Source organism: Thiocapsa bogorovii (assembly GCF_021228795.1).
Lineage (GTDB): Bacteria > Pseudomonadota > Gammaproteobacteria > Chromatiales > Chromatiaceae > Thiocapsa > Thiocapsa bogorovii.
Window position 1 is genome coordinate 3,043,601 of sequence record NZ_CP089309.1, and the last position, 17,861, is coordinate 3,061,461.

The following is a 17,861-nucleotide window of genomic DNA, read 5'->3' on the forward strand; positions in this document are numbered from 1 at the left end:
GACACGCCGGGTAGGCCCCCGATGCAGGAAGGCGCCTGCAAGAAGCGGATCCGCTTGCTTCGGGATGCGGATCGATGCGCGTATCATTGGGCATCCAGACAGCGACGACCAGGAGCCGATCATGGATCTTAGCCCCAGAGAGAAGGACAAGCTGCTGCTATTTACCGCCGGACTGCTCGCCGAGAGGCGCAAGGCAAGAGGCGTGCGGCTGAATTATCCCGAGGCGATCGCCTACATCAGCTGCGCGATCCTGGAGGGCGCGCGCGACGGCCGTACCGTGGCCGAGCTGATGGACTACGGCCGAACCCTCTTGACCCGCGAGGATGTGATGGACGGCATCCCGGAGATGATTGACGACATCCAGGTGGAGGCGACCTTCCCGGACGGAACCAAGCTGGTCACCGTCCACGATCCGATCATCTGATGAACCGCGTCCGGTAGAACATGGCCGGTCCGTGTTCGGGATCGACCTTGAAGCGATTCGCTACCGTCTTAGTTGACGCGGTTCATGTGTTTTTCGGATTCGATATTTTTAATGTCCTAAACCGCGCCGACTCCCACGGTCATAAAGTCTGCCGGGGGCGATCTCATCCAAAAACATCTCATACCGCGCCGGGCGCGGTTTAGTCAGGAGTAGGCCCATGATTCCAGGTGAGATCATCACGGTTCCGGGCGACATCGAGTTGAACGCCGGCCGGCCCGGACTGACCATCAAGGTTGCCAATACCGGTGACCGTCCGATCCAGGTCGGCTCGCACTACCACTTCTACGAGACCAACTCGGCGCTCTCTTTCGATCGGGAGCAGACCCGAGGCTGTCGGCTCGACATCCCCGCCGGCACGGCCGTGCGCTTCGAACCGGGTCAGTCCCGCACCGTGACCCTGATTCCCTATGCCGGCGACCGCATCGTCTACGGCTTCAATGCCCAAGTCATGGGCGCACTCGACGGAGATCAGTCATGAGTAAGATCAGCAGGGCGGCTTATGCCTCCATGTACGGTCCGACCGTCGGTGATCGGGTACGTTTGGGCGACACCGAGCTCTTCATCCAGGTCGAGGAGGATCGCACCCACTACGGCGACGAGGTGACGTTCGGCGGCGGCAAGGTCATCCGCGACGGCATGGGTCAATGCCAGCGCCAGGCCGACGAGGTGGTGGATCTCGTCATCACCAATGCCTTGATTCTGGATCATTGGGGTATCGTCAAGGCCGACATCGGTATCAAGAAGGGCCGCATCGTCGGGATCGGCAAGGCCGGCAATCCGGACACGCAAGTCGGCGTGGACATCCTGGTGGGACCGGGGACCGAGGTGATCGCAGGCGAAGGTCAGATCGTGACCGCAGGCGGCATCGACGCCCACATCCACTTCATCTGCCCCCAGCAGATCGAAGAGGCGCTCATGTCCGGTGTGACGACGATGCTGGGCGGCGGTACGGGGCCGGCGACCGGCACCAATGCCACGACATGCACGCCCGGGCCATGGAATATCCGCCGCATGCTCCAAGCCGCCGAAGCGCTTCCGGTCAATCTCGGTTTCCTCGGCAAGGGCAACGGCAGTCTGCCGAATGCCCTGGAGGAGCAGGTCCGTGCCGGCGCCATGGGGCTGAAGCTGCACGAGGATTGGGGCACGACGCCGGCCGCGATCGACTGCTGTCTCGGCGTCGCCGAAAAGATGGACGTGCAGGTCGCGATCCATACCGACACACTCAACGAGTCCGGCTTCGTCGAGGACACGATCGCCGCCTTCAAGGATCGCTGCATCCACACCTACCATACCGAGGGTGCGGGCGGCGGCCATGCACCGGACATCATCAAGGCCGCCGGCCTGCCGAACGTCCTGCCGTCCTCGACCAACCCAACTCGACCCTATACGGTGAACACGGTCGACGAGCATCTCGACATGCTGATGGTCTGCCATCATCTGTCCCCGTCGATTCCGGAGGATGTCGCCTTCGCCGAGTCGCGCATCCGCCGCGAGACCATCGCTGCCGAGGACATCCTGCACGATCTGGGCGCCTTCTCGATGATCTCCTCGGATTCCCAGGCGATGGGTCGTGTCGGCGAGGTCATCTGCCGCACCTGGCAAACCGCCCACAAGATGAAGGTCCAGCGCGGCTCGCTCCCGGGCGACCCCGCCGAGCACGATAACTTCCGCGCGAAACGCTATATCGCCAAGTACACGATCAACCCCGCGATCACGCACGGCATCGCGCACGAGGTCGGCTCGGTCGAGGTCGGCAAGCTCGCGGATCTGGTGCTCTGGCGGCCCGCCTTCTTCGCGACCAAACCCAGCCTCATCATCAAAGGAGGTCTGATCGCGGCAGCCGCGATGGGCGATCCCAACGCCTCCATCCCCACACCCCAGCCGGTCCATTATCGACCGATGTTCGGTGCCTTCGGCGGTGCCTTGAGCGCGACCTGCATGACCTTTGTCTCGCAATGGGCCTTGGAGGCCGGCGAGCCGCAGCGACTGGACCTCAAGCGCCTGGTCGGGATTACGCGCGACAGTCGCCTGGTGCGCAAGTCCAACATGATCCACAACGATTATCAGCCGACCATCGAGGTGGACCCGCAGACCTATGAGGTCCGGGCCGACGGCCAGCTGTTGACCTGCGAGCCGGCGAAGGTGCTGCCGCTTGCTCAGCGGTACTTTTTGTTTTAAACCGCACCTGGGGCGGTAGGCGATGTTTCTGGATGGGATCGGCCCCGACAGACTTGACGATCGTCGGAGCCGGCGCGGTTTAAGAGATTAAAAAATAAGTTACTTTAGACCGCGGCTCCGCAAAGACCTGTGGATGCGCCAAACGTCGAGCTCACGCGGAAATCAGCATCTCGCTCGGGACGCGGCGAGACCTGGATCCGGTAGTTGAACGGCTCCTGGAGTGCCTCCCGCGCGGTGTCCGGCAAGGCGCAACGCGGCGGTGTAGCAGGCATCGGTGGATTTCGCTCTGGCTCGTCCACCCTACGGGCCGGTCTTGGGAACAACACCGGGTCGGTCGGTCCCTCCGGGGGCTCGATTCGGTTATTCTATCGCCCTGACGACGCGTCCCCTTGCGGCACGCCACCTGCCTTGCCGGCCTTTTCGCCTGCAGATCCGACCGATACTCCAATGAAGTCCCTATGAAACAGGCCATCACCGATCTGATCCGCACGGCACTCGCGAGCCTCGTCGACGCCCCGACGGGCTACGCCGACGGGCTTCCCGCCCCCCAAGTGGATCGAACCAAGGACACATCTCACGGCGATTTCGCGACCAACGTCGCGATGGTGCTCGCCAAGCGTCTGAGCGCCAAGCCGCGCGAGGTCGCGCAACGCCTCTTGGACGCCCTGCCTCCTTCCCCGCTGATCGCGCGTGCAGAGATCGCAGGCCCGGGCTTCATCAACTTCTTTCTGGCCGAGGACGCCTATCGCAGGCTGATCCCCGAGATCCTGAGCGCGGGCCCTGCCTTCGGGCTCAGCCGAATCGGTGCCGGGCGGCGCGTGCAGGTTGAGTTCGTCTCGGCCAACCCGACTGGACCTCTGCACGTCGGGCATGGTCGCGGGGCCGCCTATGGTGCGGTTGTTGCCGATCTGCTCGCGGCGGTCGGGTTCGACGTGCACCGCGAGTATTACGTCAACGACGCCGGACGGCAGATGGACATCCTCGCCAGCTCCGTCTGGCTGAGATATCTCGAGCTGTGCGGCGAGGAGCTGACCTTTCCGAGCAACGGTTACAAGGGCGACTATGTCTGGGATATCGCCGCGACGCTGCATCGCGAGCACGGCGACGCCTATCGGGTGGATGCGCCCACGGTCTTTGCCGGCCTTCCGCCCGATGCGCTGCCCGACGGACAGGGCGGCGGCGATAAGGAGGCGCATATCGACGGGGTCATCGCCGCCGCGAAACAGCTGCTGGGCGACAACCGCTACCGCTATGTCTTCGAGCTGGGGCTGAACACCATCCTGGACGACATTCGCGAGGACCTGGCTCAGTTCGGCGTCGAGTATCAGGAGTGGTACTCGGAACGCACGCTCGCCGAGAGCGGGGCCGTCACCCGGGCGATCGAGCGACTGCGCGAGGCCGGTCATGTCTACGAGCGCAACGGCGCGCTCTGGTTTCGCTCCAGCGCCTTCGGCGACGAGAAGGATCGGGTTGTGGTGCGCGAGAACGGTCAGAGCACCTATTTCGCCTCCGACATCGCCTATCATATGGACAAGCTCGAGCGCGGCTTCGAGCGCGTCATCGACATCTGGGGCGCGGATCACCACGGCTATGTCCCACGTGTAAAGGCGGCGCTCCAGGCGATGGGTGACGACGTCGAGCGCCTCGAGGTCCTCCTGGTGCAGTTCGCGATCCTCTATCGCGGGGGCGAGAAGGCGCAGATGTCGACACGCTCGGGCGAGTTCGTGACCCTGCGCCAGCTGCGCAAGGAGGTCGGGCGCGATGCCGCGCGCTTCTTCTACGTCATGCGCCGTTGCGAGCAGCATCTGGATTTCGACCTGGATCTAGCCAAGTCCGAATCCTCCGACAATCCTGTCTACTACGTCCAATACGCCCACGCCCGAGTGTGCAGCGTGCTGCGGCAGGCCGCGGAAAAGGGCATGCCGGTGGAGCCGAGCCCCGGTGTCGAGAATCTGGAGCGACTGACCGAGTCGCATGAGCTGGCACTGCAGCGTTCCCTGGCGCGCTATCCCGAAGTGGTCGAAGCGGCGGCGCTCAAGGCCGAGCCTCATCTGCTGACCCATTATCTACGCGAGCTGGCGAACGAGCTCCACACCTACTACAACGCCCATCAGTTCCTGGTCGCGGATGCGGGGCTGCGCGACGCACGGATCAAGCTGATCCTGGCGGTGCGCGAGGTACTGCGCAACGGATTGGGTCTGCTCGGCGTCTCCGCTCCGGAGGCCATGTGAGATGAGCAGGGATTATCGGCGGGCGAGCCTCGCGCGGGCGACGCCGCGGCGCGGCAAGCAGGGTCGTTCCTGTCTCTGGTGGTTCTTGTTCGGCGGGATGCTGGGAGCCTTCGGGGTCGGTCTCTATTGGACTCAGAATCCGGACGCCATGCAGACGACACCCGCCGTCGTGCCGGCCAAGATCGAACGACCCGCGGCGGCGCCTCCGAGCTTCGAGTTTCCCAACCTGCTGCGCGATACGGAGGTCGATATCGCGCCGCCGCCACCGCCGCCGCCCGCCGCGCCGCGTCCCGAGCCTCCGGCCACTGCCGACACGGTGCAGCCGACCCCGGCGGTACCGACCTCATCGAACGGCAAAGGCTACCTGGTCCAAGTCGGATCCTTCAGGCGCGCGAGCGATGCCGAGCGACTGAAGGCGGAGCTCGCGCTGCTCGGCATCTCGAGTCGTGTAGAGAAAGCGACCATCCCGAGCGGCGAGACCTATCATCGTGTGCGCACCGGTCCCTACGCCGATCAGGCTGCCCTCGACAAGGTTCGCGCCCTGTTGAAACGCAACGGCAAGGATGCGATGACGATCCCGGTCAAGTGAGCTTGATCGGCGGCGCCGGTGACCGATTCCGCCGCGCGGACCTACCCCAGCTCGAGCGTCTCGCCGGAGGCGACATAGATTGCACGCTCGGCGACGTTGGTCGCCCGATCCGCAACCCGCTCGTAGTTGTGCACGATCCATAGGAGGTAGGTCCCGGTCGCGGCGAAATCCGGATCGGCGCGCATCATGTTCAGCACGCGCTGTATGACGGCTTGCTCGTTGCTGTCGACCTGATCCTCGCGTGCGATGCTCGCCCGGGCACCCTGCTCGTCTTGACCGCAGGTGAAGGCGTCCAATGCCTCGCCGAGCATGGCGATCGCATCCCCGGCGACATCCACGATCGCCTCGACCGATTCGCTCGGGAACCGCGTCTCTCCTGCTCTGCGCAGGATGCGAGCGACATCGGCGGCATAGTCCCCGATCCGCTCAAGCTCCGAGACCAGCTCCATACAAGCGCCGATGGCACGCAAATCCGCGCCGGCCGGCTTGTACGCCGCGAGCGTCACCAGGCATTCCTGCTCAAGCACACGCCGCTGCTGATTGATCTGCGCGTCCCCTTCGATGATGCGCTCGGCCAGCTCGAGGTCATGTCGGCTTAGGCAAGCCACGGATTGGTTCAAGGCGGCGATGACCAGCTTTCCCAGGTCGCCGACCGCGCTCTGCAGCTGCGCGCGGCGGCGCTGCACCAGATTGATGTTCTCGCTCATCCATCGTCCCCTGTGTCTTGTGTCGACGCCGTCGAACGTCCGAGGGTCTCGGCGCCGGGCCTATTCCGAACGCACGCGGGTTTTTTCACCATTGCACGCGCCGCGCACGCCGGGCCGGTGTTGCGTCTCCTCGCCCCCAGAGGCCGTGATGCCTTGTCGGCATACCTCACCACACGCGCTCGGGAAACAGCCTGCGTTTTGGAACGCCGCGCGCGCTCGGTATAACATAAGCACGCCGACCCGCCTAGATTGGAATCCGACGCGCCACCCGATATGACCCTCACGACCGACATGGATTCCGCGTACGCGCCGACGACGATCTGCGTGACCCGTCACGGCGAAACCGACTGGAACATCACCGGGGTTTTGCAGGGATGGATCGATGTCCCACTCAACGAGAACGGCCGACAACAGGCACTCGAAATGGCCGATGCCTTCAGAGGCTCCGCCTTTTCGCGTGTTTGGACAAGCCCCCTGAGCAGGGCGGCCGAGACCGCGCGGATCGTCGCCGAGGTCCTGGAACTGCCCCCGCCGATCCGCTGTGAAGGCTTGAAGGAGCGGAATTTCGGCCGGATCCAGGGAATGACCAAACGGAATCTGTCGATACGGCATCCGGGTCTGCATGCGAACATCCTGCGCAGAGACCCTGACTGTCGATTCGACGACGGCGAGTCGCCGGATGAGTTCGCCGATCGGGTCGTCCGCGCATTGCACGAGATGGCCGGCCGGCATCCCGGCGAACGTGTTCTGGCCGTCACGCACGGTTGGGTCATGGATGTCATCACCCGGTATGTCAGACAATTGCCGCGGACCCTGGTGCTGGATATGAAGCGCAAGAACGGGGAGTCCCTTTGGCTTTTGGTGACGGCGGGATCGGCCTTTACGGTCTCCGATGCCGGTGGCGGTATGCAGGTCTCAAGCGGCTCGGGCGATCGAGTTTGATCGGTGCCGGTGCGCGGATCGATGCTTTTTTGCCCCTGCGACGGGCTCGGTTCGACGGAACCTCAAGCGCGGACGTCCGCCTGGGGAGCGGTCTGAGAATCAGCCAAGCAACTCGACGTGAGAATGACGGTGGGACGGTTGTTGTCATCGACAACGACAACGACTAGCGTGGGAGCTCGACGTACTGTTGGCGCGTGACTAAGTCTTTTCCGAGCGATAGCGGGATGTCAGTTCCTCCGCTCCGACCGCTTTGCCAAAGAAATAACCCTGCGCCTCGTCGCAGCCGCCGCGAATCAGCATCTCGGCCTGCGCGGATGTTTCGACGCCTTCGGCGAGCACGCCCAGTCCCAAACTGCGCGCCAGGCCGATGATCGCGTACACGATGGATTCGTCGTCGCTGCCGGTCAGCAGCCGCTCGATGAAGGAGCGATCGATCTTCAGGCGTCGAATCGCCAAGCGCTTGATGCACGCCAGCGACGAGCAGCCGGTGCCGAAGTCGTCCACCGCCAGTGCGATGCCGAGCCCGCTGAGCTGCTCCAGATTGGCGATCGTGCCTGCGGGGTGATCCATAAGGGATGCCTCGGTCAGATCCAGTTCCAAACGCCGCGGATCGATCCCGGTTCGGGCGAGGATCGATTCGACCTGCACCGCCACGTCGCTGCTCTGAATCCTGTGTGCCGAGAAATTGACGGCGAGTCGCGGTATCGAGAATCCGCATCGACCCCAGGCGGCGAACTGTGCACAGGCGTGCTCGAGGACCCAGAGATCCAGTTGATCGATCAACCCGATGTCGTTTGCCAAGGGCAGGAATTGGGCAGGAGACAGCAGGCCCAGCCTCGGATGGTTCCAACGGCACAGGACCTCGACGCCACACAGCCGGCTGTCCGCCAGGCGGACCTGGGGTTGATATTCGAGCATCAACTCGTCGCGCGGGAGCGCATTCCGCAACTCTTGCTCCAGGCGCAGGCGCTCCGCGGCTCCTTCCGACATCTCCGGATCGAAGAATCTGAAGCCGTTGCGGCCGGCCGCCTTGGCGCGGTACATGGCGATGTCGGCGTGCCTGATCAGGGTGTCGGCATCGGCTCCGTCGAGCGGGTAGATGCCGATGCCGATACTCAAGCTGAGAAAGAGCTCGCGACCTTCCACGTCGAAAGGTGTCGCAAAGAGATCGAGCAGACGTCTGGCGAGGATCGCCGCGTCGTTGGGTTCTTGAACATCCTCGGAGATGACGACGAACTCGTCGCCTCCCAATCGTGCGACGGTATCGCTCGCCCGCACGGCTTGCATCAAGCGTACGGCAACCTGTTTTAGCAGGAGGTCGCCGACGGGATGCCCGAGGGTGTCGTTGACGATCTTGAATCGGTCCAAGTCCAGGAAGAGGAGCGCCGTCTCGCCGCCGCGTCTGATCGTGCGGGGGATCGCCTCCTCCAAGCGCTGGCGGAAGAGGCTCCGGTTCGGGAGTCCGGTGAGTACGTCGTGCTGTGCCAGAAAGTGCAGCTGCTCGCGCGAGCGTTTCAGCTCGGTGATGTCGCGATTCACGCCTCGGCGTCCCAGAAAATCCCCCGATTCGCCGAAGACCGGAGTACAGGAATGCTCGATCCAGGATTCATGCCCATCAAGGTGACGGACACGCAGCTCGAGCGGTGCGATACCGCCCGACGCGTCGCCGAGATGGGCCTTGAGATGTTGTTCCCAGAGGCGGCGATCATCCGGATGAAGCAGGCGACCGAAGAGGTCCGCATCGGCGATGAAGGCCGCCGACGGATAGCCGGTGAGGCGGGTGCAGGCCGGCGACACATATCGATACTGCCCGTCCGGCCCGATCCAGTATTCCCAGTCGGAGCTGAACTCGGCGATCACGCGATAGCGCTCGCGACTCTCGCGCAATGCCTCGCGTTGCACGACAGCCTCGGTGCGGTCGACGACGGCGCAGAGGACGCGCCGCCCTTCGTTCTCGTCGGTCGGCAGCGCGGCCATGTGGAGGTCGCCGATGAAGACCTCGCCGGCCTTGGTGCGGAACTTCAGCTCCTGAAGATCGATCGGCTCCTCCGGGCACAGATGCGCGAGCGCGTGAATAGCCGGGCCGCGGTCGGGCTCCTCGATCAGCCGGACGAAGAAGTACTGGTGATAGACCGTGTCGCGAAGACCGAATAGACGTCTTGCCTCCTCGTTGGCCTCCTTGACGAGCCCCTGTCCGTCGATGACCAGCTCGGCCACGGGCAGGCTATCGAAGAAGGTCATGAAGCGGTTCAGGACGGTCTGGGTCCGATGATGACTGCGCTGCAGCTCCTCGTTTTGGATCTCCAGCTCAGCCTGATAAATGCGCAGGCTCTCCACCAGAGCCGTTTGGTCGACGTCCTTGCCGACAAGGAGTTTTTCGGCCAGATCGAAGTGACCCTGCCGCAGTGCGAGGAGCGCGCGTGTACGCAGCTCCTCGTCGGAAATCTCCAACGGATTGGCGGGGTTCGTTCCTCGGTGATCGGTTGCCGTCGTCATGTCGCTAGCCCTCGTTGCCGGCTTCGGTCCACTGACTGACATTGATATGGCTGACGATCACGCCGCCACCGACGTGTCGAATCGGTGCGACGTGCATGGAGAACCAGCGTTTCTCGTGCGGAGAGTGGCAGGGGTACTCCATTGCAAAACCGTCGCGTCGTCCATCGAGGACCGCGCGGATGCCCTCCAATGCGGTCCGCCCCCCGGGGCTATCGTCGCCCGAGCCGCCATCGCACGCGGTGAGATAGTTGGAGCCGACGCCCGAGACCTTCAGATCGGGGTCGCCGTTGGCGGCAGCGAACTCGCGCCAGGCGCGATTCACCAGCGTGATCACGCCTTTCGGATCCAGCACGGCGACATGCTCCGGGAGTGAATCGAGCACGGCCTGCATGCGCTCGACATCGTAGAGCGTGGTGATGTCGACGAAGGTCGCGACCGCACCGCGCGCCTCGTTCGGACGCACCGCGTAGGGCAAGACGCGCGCGAGATAGACGCGCCCGTTGGCGGCATGGATCTCGCGCTGGAGCATCTCGCCGCTGTCGACGGTGCGATGCAGCTCGTCGATGAAGCTCGGATACTGAAGCAGGTTCGCAAAATCGTCGATGGGCCGCCCCAGATCACCGTTGCGGATCTTGAAGAGGCTGGTCGCCTCGGGCGTGAAACGCGTCAGGCGCAGCGACGAATCGACGAAAACGGTGGCGATGGCTGCGGCCTTGGCCATGCTGTCCAGATCGGCATTGAGCCGATTGAGGATCTCGATCTTCTCCTGGTTCTCGGCGTTGACCGTGTAAAGCTCCTCGTTGACCGATTGAAGCTCCTCGTTCGAGCTTTGAAGCTCCTCGTTGGAGGCCATCAGCTCCTCGTTGGTCGCCTGCAGCTCTTCGTTTGCGGTCTCAAGCTCCTCGATCGTTGCCTGCAAGCTCTCGCGCGTCGCATTCAGCTCGCGCTCGAGCGTCTCCATACGCTGGATCGTCTCGCGATCGATGTTGATCGTCTCCATGCCCGCCGTGCTCGCGAACGTCTCGATCGGAAGCGGCTCGGGCTTAGGCTCGAAGGAGAGCAAAAGATGCGACTCGCCCTGAATCACGTCGAACGGCCGCACCACGAGACGCAGCCGCTGCGAGGAACCGTTCGCGAGTTCGATGGTTAGGATATCCGAGCGCAAGGGAGTGGCGCTGCGCATCGCCTTGTGCAGGAGTGCTTGGGCGACCGGTGCGAGCGGGGCCGCAAGCAGCTTGGCGACATCCAGGGTCGCACTGCCCTCGGCGATGCGTAGATAGTCGCCGACCGCGCCGTAGACGTGGAGCAGCTCGAAGCGATTGCTGAGCAAGAGGCTGGCAGGGGCATAGCCGCGCAGCAGCATCGACTGCCCGGCGTCGATGACTGCGGCATCGCTGGCGAGTTGATGACCGCGCCGCCCGGGCCGACGCCCCGGGGCGCCGGCAACACGCGCTGCGAGCGGTGTATTGGCCAGATCCAGCGGCAGCGACAGATGGCGCAGGATCCGGTAGATCTTGTGCTTGGAGCTCACGGCGGTGAAGTCCGACTGGAGCTCGGCCAAGGTCTCGCTCGGTCCCAGGAAGAGGAAGCCGCCGGGCGCCAACGCATACTGGATGCGGCGCAGCGCCCGCTCCTGGGCCTGGGTGCGGAAATAGATCAGGAGGTTGCGACACGAGACCAGATCCATTCGCGTAAAGGGCGGATCTTCGAGCAAGTTATGCTTGGCGAAGACGATGCTCTGGCGGATCTCGTTTTTGACGACGAAGTGGTTGCCGCGTTTGTAGAAGAAGCGCTCGATGCGCTCCGGGGAGAGCTCCGCCGTGATCGCCTCCGAGAAGACCCCGGCACCCCCGACCTCGACGTTCTGCTGCTCCACGTCGGTTGCGAACAGCTTGAAGTTCGGCCAGCGTCGCGCACGGTCGAAGGCCTCGGCAAACAAGATCGCCAGGCTATAGGCCTCTTCGCCGGTGGAGGCGCCCGCCACCCACACCCGGATCGGTTGGTTCTCGCCCCGTTCCGCAACGATGGTCTTCACGACCGTCTCGGCGAGGATGTCGAAGGTCTCCGGGTCGCGGAAGAAACTGGTCACCGGGATCAACATCTCGCGGCGCAGGACCGCCAGCTCGCCCCGATCGTTGTCGAGCAGCCGGACATAGTTGGCGAGATCCGGGGTGTGGCGGACCTGCATCCGCCGCTCGATTCGGCGCATCACGGTCGCCGGCTTGTATTCCCGAAAGTTGATGCCGCCCTGATGCTGCAACAGGTGCATCGTCTCCTCGAAGGCGTCGTCCTTATCGATGCCCAAGCCGCGATCCTCGGGCCGGACCTTGGCGCGAGGGATCTGATGGATGTGCTCTACGATGCGCGGACCCAGCTCGTCCGGGGGCAGGATGGCGTCGACCAAGCCGGTGGCGATCGCACTGCGCGGCATGCCGTCGAACTTGGCGGACTCCGGCTCTTGGGCGAGCAACAGCCCCCCGGCGTCGTTGATGGCAACAGCTCCGCGTGTGCCGTCGGAGCCGGTACCGGAGAGCACGACGCCGATGGCATGCTTGCCGAACGCCTTGGCCACCGAGGTGAAGAAGAGGTCGATCGGCAGGGTGAGTCCGCGCGGGTTTTTCGGGGTCAGGCGCAATGCATCGCCCGAGACGCTCATCATGCTGGCCGGCGGGATCAGATGGACCCGGTCGGGCAAGATGCGCATGTCGTGCTCGACCGTCACGACCGGCATCGAGGTGTGGCGGCCGAGCAGATTGGCCATCATGCTCTTGTGATCCGGCGAGAGATGCTGGATCACCACGTAGGCGGCGCCCAGATCGGTCGGCAAGGACTGAAAGAAACGTTCCAAGGCATCGAGCCCGCCGGCCGACGCGCCGATCGCCACCACATAGCCGTGGAACTGCCCCGCACGTTTGAGCTCGCCCTGCGGCTGCTCGGTTTCGATCACCTTCGACATGATGGGTATTCCTTTGGCTCCTGCGCTGCCGGGTCACGGATGCCCCGGCCCTAGCCGGTCTCTTGGTCGGCGACACGCAACATCTCCTTGAGCCGTTCCAATTCTTCCCGAGCATGAACCTGCTCGGTGACGTCGTACTGGACGCCGAGGAAATAGATCAGTTTGCCTTGGCGATCGTACAACGGACGAATGGAGAATCGGTTGTAGAAGAGCGCCCCGTCCTTACGATAGTTGCGCAACGTGACCGTGGTCCGCTTGCGCTCGCGAATCGCCTCGCGGACCTTCTCCAGCGCCTCCTGGTCGCGGTCTTGACCCTGGAGGATGCGGCAGTTGTGCCCGACGATCTCCTCGCGGCTGTAACCCGTGATCAACTCGAACGCCTCGTTGGCGTAGACGATCGGGTTATCCTCTTGATCCGGATCGGAGAGTGTGATGCCGTTGATCGAGGTATCGAGGATCTGAGACAACACGAAGGGGATCAGATCCGCATCTTTGTCGGCGACGAAATCCATGGCGTGCTCTCTGCGTTGTTTCGTATCCGCCAGAGGTTAGAGGCTTTCCGTGCGAGCGGCAATGTTTGCACGCCGACCTCAACCACCCAACCACGCCACTGTCGCCCCGAGCAGAACGAACATCGCCAAGGCGACTTCCCAGCGGATCAGCCTTGCCTCGGCCCGACGCGCGAGCGCGCCCGGAGACGCGCTCGACGCGGCTGCCGCAAGGGTGTCCAGGATCGCGTCGCGCCAACCCGGCAGATGGATCTGCGCGATGCGACGCAGCCATCCGCGCAGGGCGCGCATCCGTTCATGCACGGAGTGCAGCGGGTTCGGCCAGGCGTTCGAATCGCGCGCGGGGCGATACCGTGCGCGCAGCGACGCGAGCCAACCGAGCGAGACGCCTCCGGCGAGAGCCGCGACCGCGACAGCCGAGTTCAAGGACCAGTCGGGCGTATCGGCCTGAATCGGCGACCAAAGGCCGGTCGGGGGGTATCCGAGCAGGCTTGTCGCCGCACCCACGGCAGAGGCGACGAGTAGGGCGGCGCCGAGGGTGACTCGGCCGCGCGGAGACCTCGGCCGACTCGCGGTTCCCTTGTGCGAGGCCATCGCCCCGACAAACCGACCGAGCAGAAGCGCCGCCGCGACCGACGGCCACCAGAGCGCAAGTGCGGCAAAGGGCCCGGCATCCATCCACACCGACAAGATCGGCAGTGGTGCGAGCACGACCAGGACGACGGCGAACCAGGACATCGCCGGGCGCAACGCGCGGGGCCGGATCGGGCGGGCGTCGCCCAACAGCACGAGCGCGGCCAGCGCGACGCCTGACTGCAGCGCGAGCATCGGCAAGAGGGCCGCGATGGCGTCACCCGACTCGGGGCGTTGCAGCGCCGCAGCGAGCATCCAGAGCCATTGGGCCGTCAGCGCCATCAGGACGCTGCCTGCACGTGTGCGTTGCCCGGTCTTTGCAAAACCCGAGATGAGGGCATAGACCGCCGTCGCTAACGCCAACCAGCGCAACGCCATGCCTGCGTTGCCCCAGGCGATCTCGCCCAACGGCAGAAGACGCAACCAGCCGAGCAGGCCGGCCGCGGCGACGAAGGCGATCAGCGCGACGCGCACCCCGAGGGTCGTCGACCCGAACGCGGGCAACAGCCACAGATGAACACCGAGCACACCGGCCTTCACGCCGAACCCGAGCGTCATGAGCGTCAGGACGAATGCCGGGCTGTCGGTCGCTGCAACCGCCCCGCGCAGGGCGGTGAAGGAGGTCCCGCCGGCCGCATGGGCGAGGATCAGGAACAGCTCGAACAGCAGCAGATCACTGAGCACGAGCAGAATGACCAGCCGTCGGCCGGCGATGCGCGCCGGTCGTGTCGCCGCTTGCAGGATCAACGCATAGGTCGCATAGCCCGCAAGGGTCCCCGCGGCGAACCACAAGAGTCCGTCGTCCGCCAAGGCGAGAGCGAATCCGGCCCCTGTCGCGAGCAGCGCCGGCACGGCCGAACGCCGTTCGCCGGCATCGGCGCGGCGTTCAAGGGCCATCAGCGTACCCGCGGCCAACCAAAGCAGTGCCGTCGTCGCCAGGAAGACCCGCCCGGTCGCATCGAGCGCCAGCCCGCTTCCCAGCAGGGTCTCGGGCAGCGACAGAGTCAGGTCCGGGACCGACAACGCGACTGCCAGCGCGGGCACCGCCGACCAGGGCAAAAGCCCGATCACCCATGGACGTGCCGCGCGGATCGTCCACGTTGCCGCCGCAACGAAGGGCCAAACCAGGGCGAACAGCACCGCGGATTGAAGGAGTCCCGCACTCACGGTCGCGAGAACTCCTGCTCCGCGATGAAGCGCGCCCACTCCAGCGGACTGAACGGCAGCGCCGCGAAGAGCCCGGCCAATAGGGCGGCCACCGCCGTTACCAGTGGCGGCCACAGGAGCGCGGGTGCGATCTCGCGACGCCCGAATTCACGCTCTTCCGGCCAGGTTGCGGGTGGCTCTCGGAACCAGGCGGCATGGAGTATCGGCAGGAAATAGACTGCATTGAGCAGGCTGCTCCCCGCCAGGACCAACAGCACCCAATGTTGGCCCGCATCCAAGGCACCCAGTCCCAGGTACCACTTGGTGATGAAGCCGGCCACCGGCGGGGCGCCGATCATCCCGAAGGCCGCGACCGTGAAGGCCACCATGGTCCAGGGCATCCGACGGCCCACCCCGTTCATCTCGCTGATCTTGTGGATCCCCAAGGTCTCGGCCAGATTCCCGGCGCAGAAGAACAGTGTGATCTTCATGAGACCCTGGTGCACCAGATGTACCAGACCGCCGACGGTGGCGATGGGGCTGGCGATGGCGACCCCCAGGACGATGTAGGAGACCTGACTGACGGTCGAAAATGCGAGCCGCCGCTTCAGATCATCCTGGAAGACGGCGCGAAGCGATCCGTAAAGGATGGTTGCCGCGGCCAGGATGGCCAGCGGCATCATGACCCCGAGCAGGGCCGCGAACTCGACCCCGAAGACCTCGTAGACCACGCGCACAATCCCGAAGGCGCCGGCCTTGACGACCGCGACCGCATGCAACAGGGCGCTGACCGGCGCCGGCGCGACCATGGCCATCGGCAGCCAGGCGTGCAGCGGGATCAGTGCCGCCTTCACCCCGAGCCCAGTGATTAGGAAGACGAAGATCAGGATCAGGGCCGAATGATGCGACGGGTCCAGCTCGGAGACGAACCCGCGGGGCGTGAACTCCAGCGTCCCGGTCAGGGTGTAGAGCCAGACGATCCCGAGCAGCATCAGGGCACCGCCGCCGATCGTATAGGCCAGATAGACCTGACCGGCCCGGCGCGCGACCTCGGTGCCGCGATGCACCACCAGGGGGTAGGTCGCCAGGGTCAGCATCTCGTAGAAGAGCAGGAAGGTCAGCATGTCGGCGGCCATGGCGACCCCGACGGTTGCGGTCACGCACAGGCTGAAGAACCCGAAGAAGCGGCTGCGGTGCGGCGAGCCCTCGAGATAGCCGATGGCATAGATGGTGGTGACCAACCACAGCAGGCTCGACAGAACCAGGAAAAGAAGTGCCAGCGGCCCTGCGCGCAGGGCCAGATCCAAACCCGGCAGAAAGGTGACGCGGACCTCGTAGGTGTGCCCGTGGGCGACGCCCCAGAGCATGACCCCGACCAGCGCCAGCTTGGTCAAGGCCCCCGCCAGGTTGAGCGTGGTCCGCAGACGCACCCGCGACTCCTCCAGACCGAAGATCAGAAGACCCGGAACCAGAGAGCTGCAGAGGACCAAGAGCGGAACCCAAGCGTCCAACGTCATGGCACCGCAGCCTCCGCCCGGATCCCGAAAGGGTCGCCGATCTCGAGCAAGGCGAGCGGCTGGGAGACGATCAACCCCATCAGCACCGCCCCCACGGCCAGTGCGAAGGCGACCCACTCCATGGTTGCCGGCACCGGCTGCGCCTGATGCGGGTTCTCGGACTGGGTAAAGGCATTGCCGACGACCTTGAAGACATAGGTCGCCGCCAGAACGCCGCCGAGGACGATGACGATCGCCCAGGCCCAGCGACCCTCGGTCAGCGCCGCCTCCAGCAATAACCATTTCCCGATGAAGCCGCCGCTCGGCGGCAACCCCATGATGCTGACCCCGGCCAAGGCAAAGGCCGCCATGCTCAGCGGCAGACGCTGGACGACCCGATCAAGCTCCGCAATCCGATCATGCCCGCCGAAGCGCAGCAGATTCCCGGCGACCAGGAACATCGCCGCCTTCGCCAAGGCATGGGAGAGGGCGAGATAGAGCGCACCGCTCCAGGCCGTGATCCCGGTCCCGACGGCCAGCGGAAAGGCCAGAAACAGATAGCCGATCTGGGCCACCGTCGAATAGGCGATCAGCAGCTTCAGGCGGGTCTGAACCAGGGCCTGGATCGAGCCCCAAAGGATGGCCGCCGCGCCGAGCAGACCCAGCAGCGTCGCGACCCCGCCCGCGAGCTCGCCGAAGAGCGCGATCCAAAGTCGCAGCAGCAGATAGAAAGAGCCCTTCACGACGAGCGCCGAGAGCGCCGCACTGACCGGTGCCGCTGCGCTGGCATGCGCCGGGGGCAGCCAGAAGTGCAGCGGGAAGAGCGCCGTCTTGAGCATCAGGCCGGCGCTCATCAAGCCCATCGCGGCCCACGCGGCCGGCTCCGCGGCGATCCGCTCGGCCAGCAGGGCGATATCGACCGTCCCGTAGGCGTGATAGAGCAGTGCGACACCGAGCAGATAGGCGAGCGATCCGAGCAGGCTGACCAGCAAATAGCGCATGGCTCCGACCAGCGCATCCGCACCGCCCGCAATCGCCGTGAGCGCCACCGCCGAGAGACCCAGGATCTCGAGCGTCACATAGAGATTGAAGATATCGGCCGAGAGGAAGAGCGCATTGAGCGCCGTCAGCAGGAACAGCCAGAGCGGCCAGAATGCCTGCCCGCGGGCGGGAGTGCCCCGGAAATAGGCGGCCGCGTAGAGACTGATCCCGAGCCCGACGACGCCGCTCATGAGCAGCATCGCGATGCTCAACCCGTCCGCATAGAGATCGACGCCCAGTGGCGTACCCCAGCCGCCCACCGCAAGGCGCTGCGGGCCATCGGCAAAGAGGCTCGGGACCTGGAGGATCACGGCTCCGAGGAGTGCAACGACACTGAGCAGGCCGATCGGGGTCGCCCACCGTCGTATGACGAAGGCGAGCAGTGCGCCGATCAGGGGCACCAGGATGGGCGCAGTCAGCCCGCTTTGGAGCAATACAGCCGTATCCACCGGG

Annotated in this window: 13 protein-coding genes; 6 read left to right on the forward strand and 7 right to left on the reverse strand. The window is 64.8% G+C overall.

Translation table 11 applies throughout. The features are described from left to right. Nucleotides 1-121 precede the first annotated feature (121 nt). The 5 genes from ureA to LT988_RS13785 all read left to right on the forward strand — a co-directional run bounded on the left by ureA (nt 122) and on the right by LT988_RS13785 (nt 5,482). A complete protein-coding gene (gene ureA, locus LT988_RS13765; protein ID WP_093189348.1) occupies nt 122-424 on the forward strand; it encodes an urease subunit gamma in 303 nt (100 codons plus the stop codon). A 217-nt stretch (nt 425-641) separates the two neighbouring features. Next, complete coding sequence (locus LT988_RS13770) at nt 642-962, forward strand: urease subunit beta (protein ID WP_232406140.1); 321 nt, start codon at nt 642-644, stop codon at nt 960-962. Next, complete coding sequence (ureC, locus tag LT988_RS13775; RefSeq protein ID WP_232406141.1) at nt 959-2,662, forward strand: urease subunit alpha; 1,704 nt, start codon at nt 959-961, stop codon at nt 2,660-2,662. The genes LT988_RS13770 and ureC overlap by 4 nt, the downstream gene beginning before the upstream one ends. A 458-nt stretch (nt 2,663-3,120) precedes the next feature. Next, a complete protein-coding gene (gene argS, locus LT988_RS13780; RefSeq protein WP_232406142.1) occupies nt 3,121-4,893 on the forward strand; it encodes an arginine--tRNA ligase in 1,773 nt (590 codons plus the stop codon). 1 nt (nt 4,894) lies between these two features. Continuing rightward, complete coding sequence (locus tag LT988_RS13785) at nt 4,895-5,482, forward strand: SPOR domain-containing protein (protein ID WP_232406143.1); 588 nt, start codon at nt 4,895-4,897, stop codon at nt 5,480-5,482. A 41-nt stretch (nt 5,483-5,523) separates the two neighbouring features. Here LT988_RS13785 and phoU read toward each other — a convergent pair whose 3' ends face one another. After that, a complete protein-coding gene (gene phoU, locus LT988_RS13790) occupies nt 5,524-6,189 on the reverse strand; it encodes a phosphate signaling complex protein PhoU (RefSeq protein ID WP_232406144.1) in 666 nt (221 codons plus the stop codon). Between the two features lie 273 nt (nt 6,190-6,462). Between phoU and LT988_RS13795 the strand changes: the two genes are divergently transcribed. Further along, the gene (locus LT988_RS13795; RefSeq protein WP_232406145.1) at nt 6,463-7,131 is read left to right on the forward strand and encodes a histidine phosphatase family protein; all 669 of its coding nucleotides are present in this window, start codon (nt 6,463-6,465) and stop codon (nt 7,129-7,131) included. A 198-nt stretch (nt 7,132-7,329) separates the two neighbouring features. Here the strand turns inward: LT988_RS13795 and LT988_RS13800 are convergent, their stop codons facing one another. The 6 genes from LT988_RS13800 to LT988_RS13825 all read right to left on the reverse strand — a co-directional run bounded on the left by LT988_RS13800 (nt 7,330) and on the right by LT988_RS13825 (nt 17,857). After that, a complete protein-coding gene (locus tag LT988_RS13800; protein ID WP_232406146.1) occupies nt 7,330-9,627 on the reverse strand; it encodes a bifunctional diguanylate cyclase/phosphodiesterase in 2,298 nt (765 codons plus the stop codon). A gap of 4 nt (nt 9,628-9,631) precedes the next feature. Next, nucleotides 9,632-12,583 (reverse strand): chemotaxis protein CheB, encoded by a 2,952-nt coding sequence (locus tag LT988_RS13805; protein ID WP_232406147.1) that lies wholly within the window; start codon nt 12,581-12,583, stop codon nt 9,632-9,634. 50 nt (nt 12,584-12,633) lie between these two features. Next, complete coding sequence (locus LT988_RS13810) at nt 12,634-13,095, reverse strand: PAS domain-containing protein (RefSeq protein ID WP_232406148.1); 462 nt, start codon at nt 13,093-13,095, stop codon at nt 12,634-12,636. A gap of 78 nt (nt 13,096-13,173) precedes the next feature. Beyond that, nucleotides 13,174-14,892 carry a proton-conducting transporter transmembrane domain-containing protein gene (locus LT988_RS13815; protein WP_232406149.1) on the reverse strand — a complete coding sequence of 573 codons (1,719 nt, stop codon included), beginning with the start codon at nt 14,890-14,892 and terminating at the stop codon, nt 13,174-13,176. Continuing rightward, entirely contained in the window at nt 14,889-16,388 is a 1,500-nt protein-coding gene (locus LT988_RS13820; protein WP_232406150.1) for a complex I subunit 5 family protein, read from the reverse strand. The genes LT988_RS13815 and LT988_RS13820 overlap by 4 nt, the downstream gene beginning before the upstream one ends. Further along, nucleotides 16,385-17,857, reverse strand: a complete 1,473-nt coding sequence (locus LT988_RS13825; RefSeq protein ID WP_232406151.1) for a complex I subunit 5 family protein — start codon at nt 17,855-17,857, stop codon at nt 16,385-16,387. Before LT988_RS13825 ends, LT988_RS13820 begins: the two co-directional genes overlap by 4 nt. Between the last annotated feature and the right edge of the window lie 4 nt (nt 17,858-17,861).